This window comes from Nonomuraea guangzhouensis (assembly GCF_019396345.1).
In the GTDB taxonomy this organism is placed as follows: domain Bacteria; phylum Actinomycetota; class Actinomycetes; order Streptosporangiales; family Streptosporangiaceae; genus Nonomuraea; species Nonomuraea guangzhouensis.
The window spans coordinates 151,358-168,583 of sequence record NZ_JAHKRM010000016.1; the positions used below are offsets into that span (position 1 = coordinate 151,358).

16 protein-coding genes and 1 pseudogene are annotated in these 17,226 nt (G+C 70.4%); 8 read left to right on the top strand and 9 right to left on the bottom strand.

Translation table 11 applies throughout. The annotated features are described in order from the left end of the window. Positions 1-48: 48 nt before the first annotated feature. Positions 49-1,635 (top strand): cellulase family glycosylhydrolase, encoded by a 1,587-nt coding sequence (locus KME78_RS31605; RefSeq protein ID WP_219533031.1) that lies wholly within the window; start codon positions 49-51, stop codon positions 1,633-1,635. Between the two features lie 214 nt (positions 1,636-1,849). On the opposite strand, the gene KME78_RS31610 is transcribed toward KME78_RS31605, so the two are convergent. Beyond that, positions 1,850-2,392 carry a hypothetical protein gene (locus tag KME78_RS31610; RefSeq protein WP_219533032.1) on the bottom strand — a complete coding sequence of 181 codons (543 nt, stop codon included), beginning with the start codon at positions 2,390-2,392 and terminating at the stop codon, positions 1,850-1,852. 3 nt (positions 2,393-2,395) lie between these two features. Then, positions 2,396-3,457 carry a lytic polysaccharide monooxygenase gene (locus tag KME78_RS31615; RefSeq protein WP_219533033.1) on the bottom strand — a complete coding sequence of 354 codons (1,062 nt, stop codon included), beginning with the start codon at positions 3,455-3,457 and terminating at the stop codon, positions 2,396-2,398. Positions 3,458-3,717: 260 nt separating this feature from the next. Here KME78_RS31615 and KME78_RS31620 point away from each other — a divergent pair, with 260 nt between their 5' ends. After that, a complete protein-coding gene (locus KME78_RS31620) occupies positions 3,718-5,103 on the top strand; it encodes a glycoside hydrolase family 12 protein (RefSeq protein WP_219533034.1) in 1,386 nt (461 codons plus the stop codon). A gap of 37 nt (positions 5,104-5,140) precedes the next feature. Here KME78_RS31620 and KME78_RS31625 read toward each other — a convergent pair whose 3' ends face one another. Both KME78_RS31625 and KME78_RS67375 read right to left on the bottom strand, forming a co-directional pair. Continuing rightward, positions 5,141-6,580: a protein kinase domain-containing protein gene (locus KME78_RS31625; RefSeq protein WP_219533035.1), complete on the bottom strand. Its 1,440-nt coding sequence runs from the start codon at positions 6,578-6,580 to the stop codon at positions 5,141-5,143. Further along, positions 6,567-7,175 carry a substrate-binding domain-containing protein gene (locus tag KME78_RS67375; protein WP_308127222.1) on the bottom strand — a complete coding sequence of 203 codons (609 nt, stop codon included), beginning with the start codon at positions 7,173-7,175 and terminating at the stop codon, positions 6,567-6,569. The genes KME78_RS31625 and KME78_RS67375 overlap by 14 nt, the downstream gene beginning before the upstream one ends. 17 nt (positions 7,176-7,192) lie before the next feature. On the opposite strand from KME78_RS67375, the gene KME78_RS66415 reads away from it, so the two are divergent. Beyond that, positions 7,193-7,315, top strand: coding sequence for a hypothetical protein (locus KME78_RS66415; RefSeq protein ID WP_281428920.1), 123 nt, complete (start codon positions 7,193-7,195; stop codon positions 7,313-7,315). Between the two features lie 158 nt (positions 7,316-7,473). Here KME78_RS66415 and KME78_RS64855 read toward each other — a convergent pair. Both KME78_RS64855 and KME78_RS31635 read right to left on the bottom strand, forming a co-directional pair. Then, positions 7,474-7,560, bottom strand: a pseudogene (locus KME78_RS64855) (LacI family DNA-binding transcriptional regulator); the annotation flags it as partial. Between the two features lie 138 nt (positions 7,561-7,698). Then, positions 7,699-9,840, bottom strand: coding sequence for a transglycosylase domain-containing protein (locus tag KME78_RS31635; protein WP_308127214.1), 2,142 nt, complete (start codon positions 9,838-9,840; stop codon positions 7,699-7,701). Between the two features lie 60 nt (positions 9,841-9,900). On the opposite strand from KME78_RS31635, the gene KME78_RS31640 reads away from it, so the two are divergent. The 3 genes from KME78_RS31640 to KME78_RS31650 all read left to right on the top strand — a co-directional run bounded on the left by KME78_RS31640 (position 9,901) and on the right by KME78_RS31650 (position 11,963). Then, positions 9,901-10,518, top strand: a complete 618-nt coding sequence (locus tag KME78_RS31640; protein ID WP_219533037.1) for a TetR/AcrR family transcriptional regulator — start codon at positions 9,901-9,903, stop codon at positions 10,516-10,518. A 149-nt stretch (positions 10,519-10,667) separates the two neighbouring features. Beyond that, entirely contained in the window at positions 10,668-11,543 is an 876-nt protein-coding gene (gene folP / locus KME78_RS31645; RefSeq protein WP_219533038.1) for a dihydropteroate synthase, read from the top strand. A gap of 15 nt (positions 11,544-11,558) precedes the next feature. Next, on the top strand, positions 11,559-11,963 hold the full coding sequence (locus tag KME78_RS31650; protein WP_219533039.1) for a DnaJ family domain-containing protein: 405 nt from the start codon (positions 11,559-11,561) through the stop codon (positions 11,961-11,963). On the opposite strand, the gene KME78_RS31655 is transcribed toward KME78_RS31650, so the two are convergent. Next, complete coding sequence (locus KME78_RS31655) at positions 11,960-13,132, bottom strand: glycosyltransferase family 4 protein (protein WP_219533040.1); 1,173 nt, start codon at positions 13,130-13,132, stop codon at positions 11,960-11,962. The two genes, KME78_RS31650 and KME78_RS31655, sit on opposite strands and share 4 nt — an antisense overlap. Continuing rightward, positions 13,129-13,959: a sulfotransferase family protein gene (locus KME78_RS31660; protein ID WP_219533041.1), complete on the bottom strand. Its 831-nt coding sequence runs from the start codon at positions 13,957-13,959 to the stop codon at positions 13,129-13,131. The genes KME78_RS31655 and KME78_RS31660 overlap by 4 nt, the downstream gene beginning before the upstream one ends. 342 nt (positions 13,960-14,301) lie before the next feature. Between KME78_RS31660 and KME78_RS31665 the strand changes: the two genes are divergently transcribed. Beyond that, entirely contained in the window at positions 14,302-15,405 is a 1,104-nt protein-coding gene (locus KME78_RS31665; protein ID WP_219533042.1) for a sialidase family protein, read from the top strand. Here KME78_RS31665 and KME78_RS31670 read toward each other — a convergent pair. Beyond that, positions 15,392-16,240 carry an alpha/beta fold hydrolase gene (locus KME78_RS31670; protein WP_219533043.1) on the bottom strand — a complete coding sequence of 283 codons (849 nt, stop codon included), beginning with the start codon at positions 16,238-16,240 and terminating at the stop codon, positions 15,392-15,394. The two genes, KME78_RS31665 and KME78_RS31670, sit on opposite strands and share 14 nt — an antisense overlap. A 151-nt stretch (positions 16,241-16,391) precedes the next feature. Between KME78_RS31670 and KME78_RS31675 the strand changes: the two genes are divergently transcribed. Continuing rightward, positions 16,392-17,150: an IclR family transcriptional regulator gene (locus KME78_RS31675; protein WP_219533044.1), complete on the top strand. Its 759-nt coding sequence runs from the start codon at positions 16,392-16,394 to the stop codon at positions 17,148-17,150. Positions 17,151-17,226: the final 76 nt, after the last annotated feature.

Consider the following 17,226-nt stretch of genomic DNA (forward strand, 5'->3'; position numbering starts at 1 on the left):
CGCGTCCTGCCACGTCGGCGGGGCGGGGTCTCCACCGAAAGGCCGCCCATGAGAATACGACTCGCGGCGCTCGCCGCAGTGTGCCTGCCGCTGTTCTTCCTCTCCGCGCCCGTGCCCGCGCACGCCGCCACCGGCATCCACGTCAGCGGCACGAAGATCCTCGAAGCGGGCGGCCAGGAGTTCGTGATGCGCGGCACCAGCCACGCGCACACCTGGTACCCCACGCAGACCAAGGCGTTCGCCGACATCAAGTCGCTGGGCGCGAACACCGTCCGGGTGGTCCTCAGCGGCGGGCGCTGGACCGCCAACGGCGTCTCCGACGTGGCCGACGTGGTCTCCCGCTGCAAGGCCAACCGGCTGATCTGCGTACTGGAGAACCACGACACCACCGGGTACGGCGAGCAGGGCGGCGCCTACACCCTCGACCAGGCGGCCGACTACTGGATCAGCGTCAAGAGCGCCCTGGCCGGCCAGGAGAACTACGTCATCGTCAACATCGGCAACGAGCCGGTCGGCAACAACGCCGTCACCCCCGACTGGACCACCGCCACGGCCAACGCGGTCAAGAAGCTGCGCGCCAACGGCTTCGACCACGCGCTCATGGTGGACGCGCCCAACTGGGGCCAGGACTGGCAGAACGTCATGCGCACCACCGCCAGGACCGTCTTCGACGCCGACCCCAGCAAGAACACGATCTTCTCCGTGCACATGTACGGCGTGTACGACACCGCCGCGGAGATCACGTCCTACCTGGACGCCTTCAGAACCGCCGGGCTGCCGCTGGTGATCGGCGAGTTCGGCTTCAACCACTCCGACGGCGACCCGGACGAGGACACGATCATGGCCCAGTCCGTGAGCCGGGGTCTCGGCTACCTGGGCTGGTCGTGGAGCGGCAACGGCGGCGGCGTCGAGTACCTCGACCAGGTCACCAACTTCGACGTCACCCGGCTCACCTCCTGGGGACAGCGCCTGTTCAACGGCGCCAACGGCATCGCCGCCACCGCGCGCGAGGCGGCGGTGTACGGCGGCACCACCCCCGACCCGACCCCGCCCAGCGTGCCCGGCACCCCGGTCGCCTCCGGCGTCACCTCGACCGGGGCCACGCTGAACTGGACCGCCTCCACCGACAACGTGCGGGTGACCGGGTACGACGTCTACCGGGCGCCGGGCACGCTGCTCGGCCAGTCGGCGACCAACTCGATCACGCTGAGCGGGCTGACCCCCGCGACCGCCTACCAGGTCTACGTGCGGGCCAGGGACGCGGCGGGCAACGTGTCGGGCCAGTCGGGCCAGGCCACCTTCACCACCCTCACCGGTGGTGGTGGCGGGGGCTGCACGGCCGTCGCGACCGTACAGAGCCAGTGGAGCAGCGGGTACGTCGTGCAGCCCGTGACCGTGACCAACACCAGCGGCGCGGCCAAGACCAGTTGGACGGTGACGTTCACGCTGCCCGCCGGGCACGTGCTCACCGGCTCGTGGAACGCCGCGGTGACGGTGAGCGGGCAGACCGTGACGGCCAGGAACCTGAGCTACAACGGCGCGCTCGGGCCGAACGCGAGCACCGCCTTCGGCTTCCAGGCCAGTCGCCCGAACGGCCAGACGACCGTGCCGTCCGGCTACACCTGCGCGAACTGACCCCCGGACCGGCCGGTGCGGCGACCTCGCCACACCGGCCGGTCAACGGCGCGAATCGGTAGATGAGGAGGTGGTGCTTCAACCGTCACTGACGCAACCGTTCCATGACACCATCCCGCCCGGATGGCGTGGACGCGGCCGGCCGCGAGACCTCCTGCCCTGCCGGCCGCGTCCGCATGTGAGGCGACACCACTCATCGGCCCCTCACCAGGGCTCATCGGGCCGTCACCAGGGCGAACCGCCGGCGGGCCGCCTCGATCGCGTCGTCGTCGGCGAACTCGCCGAACGCCTCGTCGTGATAGCGCGCGGGGATCACCTGCCGGATCCGCTCGGGGTAACCGGCGCCCGGCGTGGGCACCCGTACCAGCGGTGAATCGCCGAGCCGGACGGCGATCGGGCCCGAGGCGCGCACCGACATGGCCCACCCGGTCCCCGGACCGGTGATGGCGCACATGTGGCGGGCATAGACCCACTTCACCTGCGCCATCGTGGTCGCGTCCGCCGGGTCGTAGCCGAACGGATCGACCGCGCACACGACGCGGCCCGCCTGCTCGCCGAACTCGTGCCCGTGTTCGTGGTGCTCGGCCGGCGTGGATTTCTCGAGGATGTCCGTCACCTGAGCGCCGAGCTGCGCGCGCAGCTCGGACCGCCCCGCCTGGTGCAGCCCCGCGAACAGGGCCACACCGGCGACGGGGATCAGGGCCACGACGGCGATCGCCGCGGCCCTTCTCGTCCTGATCTCTTCAAGCATGCGCATGACCTACGGGCTGGTGCAGGTCAGCGTGGGCGCGGGGCTGGGGACGGTGCCCGTGGCGTTGAACCCGAACGAGGTGGTCGCGTTCGCCGCGAGCTGCCCGTTGTAGGAGGCGTTGGTGACCGCGACGTTGGGCGGTTGCCCGGTCAGCACGCCGTTCCATGGGGACCCGTCGAAGGCCTGTCCTCCGGTGTAGGTCCACTTGACGGTCCAGCCGTTGATCGTGCTGGTGGCGGTGTTCTTGACGGTCACGGTGGCCTGGAAGTGTCCCGGCCAGCCGGGGTTGGCCGTCGCGCTCCAGGTCGCCGCGCAGGCGCCGGGAACCGGGGTCGGGGTGATGGTCGGCGTGGGGGTGCCGCCTCCGCCGCCGGGGCCTACACCGGTTACTTCGCCGTTGCCGCCGTCGAAGACGACGTCGGAGCAGCTGAAGAAGTTCTCGGCGCTGTCGGAGCGGACCCAGCGGGTGTAGATGATGTGCCGTCCGGTCTTGCCGGACGGGAGTGTGGCGTTCCAGTAGTAGTAGTTGAGCGCGCCGGGTCCGCCGGTCTTGGGCGGGTTGGTGACGCTGCCGAACGACTCCAGGTCGGACCACTTGAGCGGGCCGTCCGGGTTCCAGCCGTTCTTGGTGACGTAGTAGTAGAACGTGCCGGGGTGCTCGGCCCAGTTGCTGTGGCGCATCGTGATGGACGCGCCCGAGGTCAGGTGGGTCTGCGGCCAGTCCGAGCGGACGGCGTTGTAGGCGGTGAAGTCGTACGGGCCGCCGGTGCCGCCGCTGCACAGCTGGCCATCGGGGATGAAGCCGGTGGTGCGGCCGGCGGCGTCGGAACGGAGCACGGCGAACCAGTTGTACAGAGGCGTGGCGCCGCTCTGCGCGACGGCCGCCCCGCAGGCCGGGTTGTAGGAGATGATCTGGCCGTTGTCCCTGAGCCCGTCCTGCCAGCACAGGAACGTACGGGCGCCGGGGAACATCGAGACACCGTGCGCCTGTGCCTGGGGGGCTACCAGGGCGGAGGCGAGCAGCGTCGCGACCAGAGCGGCGGCGAAGGCCGCCGATCGGATGAATCTCATGGGGAATCCCTTGTTCGGTGCGACAGAGATCCCGCCCACGACCTGCCCGCCCGGCAGCTAAGCGGATTGAACCACGCGGCCACCCGGCCGACAACGCGGCGTGAAACTTTCACCCCGTCGCGGCCAGGGTTTGCCTGGTCGCTCGGCCCGCCGCGGACGGCGGTGCGGGCGGGAGCTTGCCGGGGGACCGCACCGGCCGTGATGCTGCGTTGTGGGAGCGCTCCCAATCCTCCTTGTCAGAGAAGCGGGAGCAACGTGCCATGAGACGCATGCACATCCACCTGATCATCACGGCGATCGGTTCGATCCTCGCCGCAGGACTGTTCGCCGTTCCGGCCCAGGCCGCGCCGGTGATATGCGGGAAGGTGGACTCCGTCGGCATCCAGGGCGACAAGTACATCGTCCAGAACAACATCTGGGGCGCCGACACGGCGCAGTGCATCGACGTGAACCAGACCGCCCCTGGCTTCACGGTCACCCAGGCGGCGCACAACAAGCCGACCAACGGGGCGCCCGCCTCCTACCCGTCGATCTTCGCGGGCTGCCACTACGCCCTCTGCACGACCGGCAGCGGCCTTCCCATGCGGACCAACGCGAGCGGCTTCGGCAACCTGCGGACCAGCGTCAGCATGAGCTATCCGAGCGCGGGCATCTGGGACGCGGCCTACGACCTCTGGTTCGACCCCACCCCGCGCACCGACGGGCAGAACACCGGGGCCGAGATCATGGTCTGGCTCAACAAGCAGGGCTCCATCCAGCCGGTCGGCTCGCCCGTCGGCACCGTGAGCCTGGCGGGCGGCACCTGGCAGGTCTGGTTCGGCAACACCGGCTGGAACGTGATCTCCTACGTCCGCACCTCGGCGACGTCCTCGCTCGACTTCGCCATCGACACCTTCTACGCCGACACGGTCAGCCGGGGGTACGCCCAGCGGTCGTGGTACCTCACCAGCGTGCAGGCCGGGTTCGAGCCCTGGGTCGGCGGGACGGGGCTGGCGGTCAACGCGTTCTCGTACACCACCTCGGGAGGCGGCACCGACACGACGCCGCCGACCACGCCGTCCGGCCTGACGGCGTCAGGCACCACGTCGAGCGGCACGAACCTGTCGTGGACCGCCGCCACCGACTCCGGCGGCAGCGGGCTCGCCGGGTACGACATCATGCGCGCGACCGGCACCGGCGCCTTCGCCACGGTCGGCACGAGCACCACCACCTCCTACGCCGACAGCGGCCTGACCCCGAGCACGACCTACCGCTACCAGGTGCGGGCCCGGGACGGCGCGAACAACGTGTCACAGCCGTCGGGCACGGTCAGCGTGACCACCCTGTCCGGCGGCGGGGGCGGCGGCTGCTCGGCCGTCGCGACCGTACAGAACGCCTGGGGGAACGGCTATGTCGTGCAGCCCGTGACCGTGACCAACACCGGCACGGCCGCGAAGAGCGGTTGGACGGTCACGTTCACGCTGCCCGCCGGACACACCGTCACGGGCTCCTGGAACGCGAGCCTCACCGTCAGCGGCCAGACCGTGACGGCCAGGAACCTGGCGCACAACGGCACGCTGTCGCCCGGCGGGAGCACCACCTTCGGCTTCCAGGCGAGCCGGCCCGACGGGAACACGCAGGTGCCGTCGGGGTACGGCTGCGCCTGACCGCACACGAGGGGTACGGTCCGGCCGTACCCCTCACTCAGGGGCCGTAGGCGGTGGCGATCTCGTCCAGGCGGGCCTGGAGCTCCATACGGCAGGCCGTTGTGAGACGGCCTTCGCGTTCGCGGTCGGTGAGTTTGCGCTTCAGCTCCGCCATGCCCGGCCCGATGGGGCCGGGAGCGTCGAGCACGCCCCGCAGGACCTGCTGAAGGTCCAGTGTGACGTCCTGGTCTGTGGCGCGGCAGGCCTCGCCGCCCGCCAGCGTCCCGTGGAACCCGTCCACCGCCTGCCGGATCGTGGCCGAGTGCCGGCCGGACGGTCGCTCCGTGGGGGTGGCGCTCACGGACGGCCCCGTCGCGACGGCGGTGTCGCCGGGCGGTCGCGTGGCAGCCGTGGCGTCGGCCGAAAGCTGCGGGCCGGTGGCGTCGGCGGAGAACCGGGGAGCGGTCGTGGCGTCGGCGGAGAGCTGCGGGCCGATCGTCGTGCCGGGGGAGCGTCCGAGGGTGGCCGTGGCCTCGGTGGAGGAGCGGGGGGTGACCGGGATCCCGGCGGAGGGCCACGGTGGCGTGGGCAGCTCGCCGATCGGGCGGTTGAGCCACAGCATCGAGGACAGCACGATCATGCCCGCCCCGGCGACGGCGAGGCCGCGCCGTACCTGCCGGCCGAGCGCGGCGGCCGCGAGCGCGGTGGCCAGGGAGTCGGCGATCGCCGCCGCCGTCGGCCGCCGCTCGGGGTCGTGCGCCAGGCAGTTCCGGCAGAGCGTGGCGATTCCGTGCGGCGCGCCGGTCACCCGTGGTGGCGGCGACGTACGGCGGACGGCCTCGATCTGCTCCCAGGTGGTCTCCGGGTAGGGCGTACGGCCGGTGAGCATGGCGAACAGCAGCACCCCGAGCGCGTACACGTCGACCGCCGGATGGGTGGGGGCGCCGGCCAGCCGTTCGGGGGCGACGTAGGGCGGGGTGCCCCGGTCGTCGTCGGGGTCGCCGGCCGCGGCCGCGATCCCGAAGTCGAGCAGCTTCGGCCCGGACGCGGTGAGCAGCACGTTGTCGGCGGTGACGTCCCGATGGACCAGGCCGCGGGCGTGCCCGTCGTGCAGCGCCCGCGCCAGCCGCAGGGCGATGGCGGCGGCCTCGATCCAGGGCAGCGGCCCCTCGTCGATCCGCTCGCCGAGCGTGCCGCCGTCGAGCAGCGGCATCACCACGTACGCCGCCACCTCTCCGTCCTCCGTCACGGTCTCGCCGTAGTCGTAGATCTCGATCACGTCCGGGTGGAGGAACCGGGCGGCGGCGCGGGCCTCGCTGCGTACGCGGACACGCTCGCCGAGCCCGGCCTGGAGCGAGGCGGTCAGCACCTTGACCGCGACCAGCCGGTGCAGCGACTGGTCGAAGGACCGCCAGATCACCGACATGCCGCCGTAGGCGAGGGGGTCCAGCAGCAGGTATCTGCGGGCCAGGACGGCCCCCGGGTCAAGCCGACTCACGGATGACCAGTTCCGTGGGGAGGACGGGGTCGATGCCGGTCGTCCCGGCCAGCAGCAGCCGGGTGGCGACCATCGCGAGTTCTTCGACCGGCTGCCGGACCGTGGTCAGCGCCGGAACGGTACGCCGGGCGACGGGAGCGTCGTCGAAGCCGATCACCGCGACGTCCGCGGGGACCCGGCGACCGGCCCGGCGCAGGGCCTGGATCGCGCCGGCGGCCATCAGGTCGGAGGCGGCGAAGACCGCGTCGAGCCCGGGGGCGTGACGCAGCAGCCACTGCATGGCGTGCGTGCCAGAGGCGGCGGTGAAGTCCCCGTAGGCGACGGGCACCTCCGTCGCCCCGGCGGCCCGCAGCGTACGCGCCAGCCCTTCGAGCCGATCTCGGGCCCCCGGCAGGGACGGGGGGGGGCCCCGGCGGGAAGGGCGGGCCGCCGATGGCGGCGATCGCCCGGCGGCCCGACAGCAGCAGGTGTTCGGCGGCCTGCCGGCCGCCGTCCTGGTTGTCCACGTCGACGTAGGGCAGCTTGAGGTCGTGCGGGGGGCGGCCGATGTTCCGCACCGGCACGCCCGAGGTACAGAGCTTGATGGCCAGGGGATGGCGTTCCCTGGCGCCGATGAGGAGCACCGCTCCGCCCAGCTCGGGGAGCGTGGAGGCGGTCGGGGTCACTGTCGTCACCATGAGCTGCGTGCCGTCCTCGGCCAGTACGGCACCGGCGGCCGACAGCAGCCTGGCGTAGTAGGGCTCGGAGAAGAGGCGGGGTAAGTGGTCGCAGACCACCGCCGTGACCCCGGCGGCCGGTCCCCTGGCCACCGATCCCCTGGGTGCGCGATGGCGCACGTATCCCATACGGGACACCGCGTCGTAGACCTGCCGCCGGGTCGAGGTGGCGACCCGTACGGAACCGGTGAGGACCCTGGAAGCCGTCGCGGGCGATACCCCCGCTTCGGCCGCTACCTGTGCCAGTGTGGGCTGCTCAGACATGGGAGCACCTCGCGGAAGATCCTGGGAGCGCTCCCACGTTACCAATGTTTCGCCGCTGTTAACAGGGCGATTTGACAGTGTTGTCAGCACGAGACCCGCGAGCACGGGGTGCGCGCGGGTCTCGGAACGCCGTATCGGCTAGTGGGGAAGGGTGTCGTCGATGACGGGATTTTCCGGATCCGTCTCGGTTTCGTCCTCGTCCGGCGTCTCCCGTACGGGGGCGCAGCCCTGCCCGCAGCCGCCGAAGCGAGCGGAGTTGATCGGCGTGAACGGCGTGGGATCGATGTCCTTCAGCGCCGCCAGCATGGTGTCCTTCCAGATCGGCCCGGGCACGCTCGCGCCGAACACCTCTGGGAAGTATTGACCGCCGATGTTGACGTTGTTGAGCTTGTACTTCTGGGCGCCCCGGATGTCGCCGATGCTCACCGCGCCGGCCAGGTCGGGGGTGAACCCGGCGAACCACGCGGTGGCCTGGGCGTCGGTGGTGCCGGTCTTGCCCGCGGCGGGCCGGCCGATGCCGCCGACCTTGGACATCGTGCCCTTGGTGAACACCCCGCTCAGGACGTTCGCCGTGGCGTCCGCGACCTCGGGGTCGAGCGCCTGGCGGCACGTGGGGTTGTACTTCTTGACCTTGCCGTCGCGGTCGGTGATCTGGGTGACGGCCATCGGCTCGCAGTATTTGCCGCGGGCCCCGATGGCGGCGTAGGCGTTCGCGACCGTGATCGGGTCCATCTCGTTGATCCCGAGCGTGAAGGTCTCGTATTCCTGCAGCCTGCCGCCGTCTGCCCGCTTGATGCCCAGCGACTGGGCGGTCTTGATGGTGTCGCAGAGGCCGACGCGCTGCTCCAGCGTCAGGAAGAAGGTGTTGACCGAGCCCCAGGTGCCGGTCTGCAGTGACTTGAAGCCGGTGCCGCCCTCGTCGTTGGTGACGGTGTGCGACGGGTCGCCGATGTTCTCGCCCTTGCAGTTCTTGAACGAGGAGTAGTAGGGGGCCCGGTAGCCGCTGCCGACGGTGAAGCCGTCGTTGATCTTCATGCCCTTCTTGAGGGCGGTGATCAGCGTGAACGTCTTGAAGGTCGAGCCGGGCTGGAAGCCGGTGCCGCCGCCGTGGGCCACGTCGGCCACCACGTTGAGCGACAGCTGGTGCTTCCGCTTGGACGTGCCGTACTTCCTGCTGACCGCCATCGCCTTGATCGCTCCGGTGCCCGGCTGGATCAGGGCCTCGCTGGCGATCGGATTGTCGGTGGCGAAGACGTGCTTCTTGATGGCCTTGTCGGCCGCCGCCTGCATGCTGGGGTCGATCGTGGTCTTGATCTCCAGGCCGCCCCGGCTGAGCAGCGCGGTGCGGATCTTCTGCGTCTTGCCGAAGACCTTGTTTTTGATGATCTCGTTGCGTACGTACACGCAGAAGTAGGGGTATTTGCTGGACTCGCAGCCGCCGGGCAGCGGGGTGCCCTTGTAACCGAGCTTCTTGGCCTTGGCCTCCGTGGCCTCCGCCGGCGTGATCTTGCCCAGCTCGGCCATCCGGGCGAGGACGACGTTGCGCCGGTCCAGCAGCCGCTGCCGGTATTTCTTGCCGAGGTTGGGGTCGGTCTGGTTGGGGTCCTGCACGGCTCCGGCCAGGGTGGCGGCCTGCGCCAGGCTGAGCTCGGAGGCGTGCACACCGAAGAACCGCTGGGCCGCGGCCTCCACCCCGTAGGCGCTCGCCCCGAAGTAGGCGATGTTCAGGTATTTCTCGAGGATCTGGTCCTTGGTGTACTTCTCCTCGACGGCCATCGCGTAGCGCAACTCGTTGAGCTTGCGCGCGTAGGTGGCCTCCAGCGCCTTGTTCTTGTCTTCCTCGGTGGTGGCGTTGTTGAGCAGCACCTGCTTGACGTACTGCTGGGTGATGCTGGAGCCGCCCTGCGCGGTCCGGCCGGTCCCCAGGTTCTTCGCCAGGGCGCGGATCGTGCCCTCGATGTCGATCGGGCCGTGTTCGTAGAACCGGTAGTCCTCGATCGAGATGATCGCCTTCTTCATGACGTCACCCATGTCGGCCAGCTTGATGACGTCGCGATACTGCTCGTAGAACTGGGCGATCTCGTTGCCCTTGGCGTCGAGGATCACGGTCTTCTCGGCAGGCGGGGGCTCCAGGAGCTCGGCGGCCTTGAGGTTGAGCTCCGCGGAAGCGGTCTTGAACAGCGCCCCCGCGCCGCCCACAGCAGGCAGAGCGATGGCGGCCACCAGCACACCCGCGGCCGCTCCCGCTCCGGCAAGCCGCGCGATACTCCTGGTAATCACGTCTATCCCCCTATTGCTATTAGGATTCATCCTATAGGCATTAGGTAGCGGGGCGGGACGATGCGTAAGAGACTAACGCGGCAATCGACGATAGACGGTGCGATCGCCTATGCCGACGAGCACGGCATCGACGCCCTGTCCATCAGCGCGCTGGCCCGCCATCTGGGCGTGGCGGCGCCCAGCCTGTACGTCCACCTGCCCGGCGGGCTGCGTGACCTGCGGATCGCCCTGTCCGTCAAGGGCCACCGCGACCTCGCCGACCGCTGCCGCCGCGCCGCCACCGGCCGGTCGGGGGCCGATGCCTTGCGTGCACTTGCCCACGCGCAACGAGCATATGCACGCGAGCACCCGGCCCTGTACGCGGCCACCACCTTCGCCGTGGACGGCTATGACGACGACGAGGTACGCACCGCCGCGGCCGAGGCGGCGGCCGTCACCACCGACATCCTGGCCGTCGGCGCGCTGTCCGGAGCCGCCCGTGTGCACGCCGCCCGGGGCATCCGCAGCGCGGTCCAGGGGTTCTGCGCGCTGGAGGCGGCCGGGCTGTTCGCGCTGCGGGTCTCGGTGGACGACAGCTTCGCCTGGTTGGTGGACGCGCTGGTGACCAAGGCCATGGAGGCCACCGCGCTGTCTACGGGGGCCACCGCCGTTTGGGAGAGTGGGCCTCAGTCGACCTGATGGGAGCGGCGGTGACGGCCCCCGTCGCGAGCTCCCCTGCTAGAAAGTTTGGGGTGGTCAGGGGTGCTTTGTCGAGTATTTCGAAGATTCTGAAAGTGCCGCAACCCGCCCTGGCCGGTGCGTGACACCTGAGGCTCGATACTGGGGGAATGGCGATCCTCATCCCGGTCCGGCGCATCGGCCGCCGCGAGTTCGACTTCGCGCGCCAGGTGGCCGTCATGGCGATCGTGAACAGGACGCCCGACTCCTTCCACGACAAGGGCCGGACGTTCGAGCTGGCCAGAGCCGTCGAGGCGGCACAGGAGGCGGTCGCGGCGGGCGCCGACTGGGTGGACGTCGGCGGGTTCGCGTTCCGCGCGGATCAGGAGGGCATCGGCGTCGGCGAGGAGATCGACCGGGTGGTCCCCGTCATCACCGAGATCAGGGGTGTGACGGACGCCGTCATCTCGGTCGACACCCACCGCGCCGCCGTGGCGGAGGCGGCCCTGGCGGCCGGCGCCGACGTCATCAACGACACCAACGGGCTGCGCGATCCCGGCATGGCGCGGGTCGCGGCGGAGAGCGGCGCGACCGTGATCGTGACCCACAGCCTCGGCGGGCCGGGGAAGGCGGTCGCCAAACCGTCGTACGGCGACGTCGTGGCGGAGGTCGCGGCCTTCCTGCGCGAGCGGGTCCGGTTCGCGCTCGACGCCGGCATCCACGCCGAGCGGATCATCATCGATCCCGGGCACGACCTGAACAAGAACACCTTCCACTCGCTGGAGCTCACGCGCAGGCTCGACGAGATCACCGCGATCGGCTACCCCACCCTGGTCGCCCTGTCGAACAAGGACTTCATCGGCGAGACCCTCGGCCGCCCACAGCAGGAGCGGACGGAGGGCACGATCGCCGCGAACGTGATCGCCGTCCTGCGGGGCGCCCGGATCCTCCGCGTGCACGACGTGCCCTCGGCGGTCGCGGCCGTACGGATGACCGAGGCCATCCTCGGCTGGCGCGCGCCGATCGCGCCCCGGCATAACCTGTGAGATGGAGGGCCTCACATGACAGAGCGCAAACCAGGCGGCATGAGCTTCGAGTCGTGGATCGACCGGCAGATCCGCGAGGCGACCGAGCGCGGCGAGTTCGACAACCTGCCCGGCACGGGCAAGCCCCTTCCGGACCTTGACAAGCCCGACGACGAGATGTGGTGGATCAAGCAGAAGGTGCGCAGCGAGGGCCTGTCGATGCCGCTGCCCCCGACGCTCGCCCTGCGCAAGGCCGCGGAGGAGGCGCTCGCCGAAGCCGCGGGCGCCAGGTCGGAGACAGAGGCCCGGCGGATCGTCGAGGAGATCAACGCCAGGATCCGCGAGGCCATCAGGACCGGACTGCAGGGCCCGCCGCTCAACCTGATGCCCTACGACGTCGAGCGCGTCGTCTCCGAGTGGCGGGACCGGCAGGGCCGTTAACGGGTCCAGTAGCTGTCGTTGATGGGCTCGCGGCTCAGCAACTCGGCGAACAGGTCCTCCCATAAGGGCATCACCGAGTCGGCCTCGTAGTTGCCGGCCGTCCGCTTGGCCGCCGCGCCCATCCGCAGCCGCAGCGCCTTGTCGGACATCAGCCGGTCAAGGGCGTGGGCCAGCCCGTCGACGTCCCCGGGCGGCACGAGCAGCCCGTCCTTGCCCGAGGTGAGCACGTCGGCGGGCCCGGTGGGGCAGTCGAACGCGGCGACCGGCAGCCCGTGCCCCATCGCCTCGATCATCACCATCGGCAGCCCCTCGAAGCGGGACGAGAGCGCGTAGATCGAGGCCTCGGCCAGCTTCTCCTCCAACCGATCCGTACGGCCCATCAGCTGCACCCGGTCCTCCAGACCGAGCTCGGAGACGAGCGCGGCGAGCTCGGCCTTCCTGGGGCCGCCGCCGTAGACGCGCAGCCGCCAGTCGGGATGCCGCTCCGCCGCCTTCTGGAAGGCCGGGATGAGCAGGTCGAAGCCCTTCTGCTTGACCAGCCGCCCGGCCGCCACCACGACCGGGTTCACCTGCCTGGAGACCTGCCCCGTCGCGTGCACCGCGTTGGGGATGCGCACGATGGGCGTGCCGGGCAGCAGGATGCGGTATTCGACCTGGTTCGTCCTGGTCAGCACGACGATCGCGTCGAACCGGCCGTAGTAGCGGGCGATCTCCCGCCTGATCGTCTCGGGATAGGCGCCCAGGTTCATGTGGTCCTGGGCGACGCAGATGACGCTCTTGGGGGTACGGCGGGCGGAGATCAGGTTGAGCGCGGGCCGGGTCGTGACCAGGATGCCGCCTTCGAGGCCCGAGACGTAGTCGATGACCGCCCTCTCCACCCGTTCGGTGAAGTACTCGGCGGCGAACTCCCCGAAGGGCACGATCTTGCCGCGCATCCGCCGCCACAGCTTGCGGCCCAGCGAGTCGGCCGGGACGCCGGCACGCTGGTCGGCCAGGGGCACCAGCGCCACCCGGGGATCGACGGGGAATCGCGGCCTGTCCTTCCGCCGCACGGCACTGGCGATCTCCACCTCGTGCCCGAGCGCGGCCATCGCGTTGGCCTGGGTGATCACGGTGCGGATCGTGCCGCCCTGACCGTAGGCATGCAGCAGCAGATAACGGATTTTCATGAATATCCCCAGCTCCGGCACATGGCCTGGAGCGTCTCGGGCACCTCCTCAGGTGCGGGAAGGTCGCGGCCCGGCTGCACGCTGCCGGAGCGGATCTTGTCCTGCCAGTCCCCGAGGCCCTTCTTGAGCACGTCGGGCCGGCCGTACGTGAGCATCTCCCGTTCCCAGGGGACGCTCAGGAACTCGCAGATGGATCTCGTCTCTCGCTCGGGGTCCGCGGTCAGGTCCTCATAACGCACGGTCAGGCCGGTGAGCCCCTTCCTGGCCCGCTGGACCGCCTTCATGTAACGCAGCGCGTCGGCCGCGGCCTGTTCGCGGTCGCGTTTGTCCGGGTCGGCCTCGTGCCAGGAGGCGGCGATGGAGGCGGGATGGCGCAGCAGGAAGATGAAGCGCGCGTCGGGCCAGCAGGTGGCGATGCGCTGGTAGGCGAAGGCGTTGGCCGGGGTCTTGTCCACGATGTGCCGCTTGCCGCTGCGGACCAGCTCGCGGTGGAGCACCCGGTCCCAGAGCAGATGCTCAAGATCGCACCGGTTGTGACCGAGGGCCGCCATCGACCGCTCCGCCAGCGACGTCCCGAACTCGACCGCGAGCCGGCGCACGTGCAGCTCGTGCGGGGCGTGGATCAGGGAGTGGGCGTCGAGCATCGAGCGCAGCAGGGTGGAGCCCGATCTGACCGGCGACAGGATGAACACCGGCTCGCGCAACAGCCTGTCGGCGGGGTCGGCGGGCGGTCTCGCCGGGCTCTCCGGAGCCGCCTTCCTGACCCGCGAGAACTGGACGCCGGCGTATTTGCCGAGCGCCTCGTTGAACTTGTGCTGCCAGGTCATGCGCTTGGAGGTTACCCAGCGTTCCTGGCAATTGGCTGGCAGCGGGCGTGGCGTTCCTTGGCAGGCAACCGACTGTTACTTACAGTAGTGGAGCAAGATCGCTGTTCCGGCCCCAGCCGCAGCGACGCCGGCGGGTCCCTCTGGGACGACTGAACGTCCGGCGGCCGATACCGGCCCGATGTCCACACCCCGGGCACCGGGCCGGCGGTCTTCGCGCGGTGAAGAGCGCGTTAACTCCGGTGCAGCAACGGATGATCGCCTGTGGGCGGGCAGGTGAGCGGGCCCGGCGAAGGTACGTACGCGCCATAGGGTCGCATCCGCAGGCGGACGAGGAGGAACCCGATGGCGCACGATTACCCCACATCAGTGCCCTACCGGGCGGGCACCGACGGCTATCACACGTTCCGGATCCCGGCGGCGGTGGTGACCCGGGCCGGCACGATCCTGGCGTTCGCCGAGGGGCGGCACGGCTCGGCGGGCGATTCGGGCCACATCGACATCGTGCTCAAGAGGTCGACCGACGGCGGTGCCACCTGGGACGGGCCGCACGTGGTCGCCACGGAGCCGCGCAAGGGCACGGCGGGCAACCCCGCCCCCGTCGTGACCCGCGACGGTCGGATCGTCCTGGTGTTCGTGCGCAACGGACCCGCCGCCACCGAGGAGAAGATCAGGCGCGGCCAGGTCGCCGCCGCCGACGGCCGCCGCGTGTACGTCCAGTCGAGCGACGACGACGGCCTCACCTGGTCGGCGCCCCGCGAGATCACCGCCGGCGTGAAGCAGCCGAAGTGGCGCTGGTACGCCACCTGCCCCGGCCACGCGCTCGAACTCAGGCGCGGACCCCACGCGGGCCGCCTCGTGGTCCCCGCCAACCACTCGCTGCCCCCGGCCGGCGCCGACAACGGCACGGAGGGCAAGTACAACGGCGGCCACGCCCTGCTGAGCGACGACGGCGGCGCCACCTGGCGCCTCGGGTACGTCGACGACAAACCCGACGGCTACCTCAACATCAACGAGTCCACGGCCACCGAGCTGCCGGACGGCCGGATCTACGTCAACTCCCGCACCGACTCCACCGCTCCCGGCAACCGGGCCGACGCCTACTCGGCCGACGGCGGTCAGACGCTCGCCGCCCCGTTCCGCCCGCAGGCCGGGCTGGTCTGCCCGGTCGTCGAGGGCAGCGTGCTGCAATGGGACGAGCCGGACATCCTGCTGTTCTCCGGCCCGGGGGTGCCTGACGCCCGAGCGGTGATGACGGTGCGGGCGAGCACGGACGGCGGTGTCACCTGGCGGGCCGTGCACACGGTGTCGGGCCTGCCCGCGGCCTACTCGGACCTGGTCAGGGTGGACGCGGACACGGTCGGGCTGCTGTACGAGACCGGCGACACCAGCCCTTACTCCACCATCGCCTTCCGCCGCGTCCCCATCGGTGAGCTCACGACCCCGTGACCCGGCTGTCGAGCCAGGGCCGCAGGACCGGCAGGACGTTGGGGGCCTGCATCGCCTGCGTGTGGTCGAGGCCGTCGAGCACGCGCACCTCCCAGCCGAGCGATTCGAGCTCGGCCCGCCGGCTGACGATCGGCCCGGCGATGTCCACGGTCACGCCGCCCCACCGCTCGCTGTACTCGATCTTGTCGGCCGAGCCCGCGAAGCACAGGCGCGGGCAGCTCAGGCTCGTCTGCGCCGCCCGGTCGTCGAAACTCCGCAGTTCCTCGTAGAGGGTGACGAACTGCCGGGTCTGGGCCTCCGTCAGGGTGACCTCGACGGAGTCCCAGTCGTACGCCTCCGTCGGCTCCTTCTTCTGTTGCGGCGCGGGGGTCTGGCCGGACATCTCGTGGGTGACCGTGGTCACGCGGAGCATCTCCGCGTACGGTCCGCCGAGCGGCGGGTAGCCGCCCATGACGAGCGCCGACAGCCGGTCGGTCCTGATCGCCAGCTGCAACCCGCTGAGGGCGAGCCACGAGTAGCCGTAGTAGGTGAACCGGGCCGCGTCCACGGCGTCGGCCACCGCGAGCAGGTCGGCGGCGACGTTGGCCGGGGTCAGCGTGTCGGGCTTGGGGGTGGACATGACGTGGCCCTCGTAGTCGAAGGCGACCACCCTGAAGGCGTCCGCCAGGCCGTCGATGAGGGACCGGCCGAGCGCGGGGTCGACGCCCCACTCGCGCATCGCGTCGGCCTGGGCGCCTTCGACCGGCACCGGGTTGACCGGCAGCAGCAGCGTCGGGCCCTGGCCGTGGACCGCCAGCTCGATGGTGCTTCCGTCGTGCAGTTTCGCCTCGGGCATCGGGGCTCTCCTTCTAACTCCATACGCCGTAAACCAATGCTTTCCGTACAATAGCTTATGCCGTAAGGAGATGTCACAGAGGATTTGGACGGCACGCTGATTCCGCAGTACGCTCAAGCATTCCATTATTCGGAATTTGCTAGGAGTGCTCATGGCCGAGACCCAGTCACCGGTGGGCAGCGTCGACCGCGCCCTGCTGATCCTCCAGGAGATCGGCAAGCACAGCCGGGGGGTGACGCTCGACGAGCTGGCCACCCGGCTCGGCCTGCCGAAGAGCTCGCTCCACCGGCTGCTCGGCGCGCTCAAGCACCGCGGGTTCGCCGCGCAGCCGGAGCCCAGCGGGCCCTACTTCCTCGGCACCGAGATGCTCGCCACGGCCTTCAGGTTCTACGAGACCATGGACCTGCGCACGCTGGTGCGCCCGTTGCTGCTGCGCCTGAGCGAGGAGTTCACCGAGACGGTGCACATGGCCATGCTGGACGGCGGCGAGGTCGTCTACCTCGACAAGGTCGAGGCGGTGCGGTCGATCACGATGACCTCCGTGGTCGGCGGGCGCAACGCGGCCCACTGCACGGGCGTGGGCAAGGCGCTGCTGGCCTGGACGTACCCGAGCGACGAGGCGATCAAGGCGTGGGCGGAGCGCTACGGCCCGCTGGCGACCAGGACCCGCAACACGATCACGAACCCGGCCAAGCTGGCCACCCACCTCGACCAGGTCCGGCAGCGCGGCTACGCGCTCGACCTGGAGGAGAACGAGCCCGGCGTGCGCTGCGTGGCCGCCCCGCTCTTCCTGGGCCGGACGGCTCCGGTCGCGGCGGTGAGCGTGACCGCGATCAAGGACAGGATGTCGCCGGCCCGGCTGGAAGAGGTGGGTCACGTCCTGCGGCGGGCGGTGGACGAGCAGGTCTGACGGGTTGACAGCCCGATCTTCCCGATGATCTGCTGAGAGTGTGGAATGACGTTCTGACATACGGAACAAAGGAGTG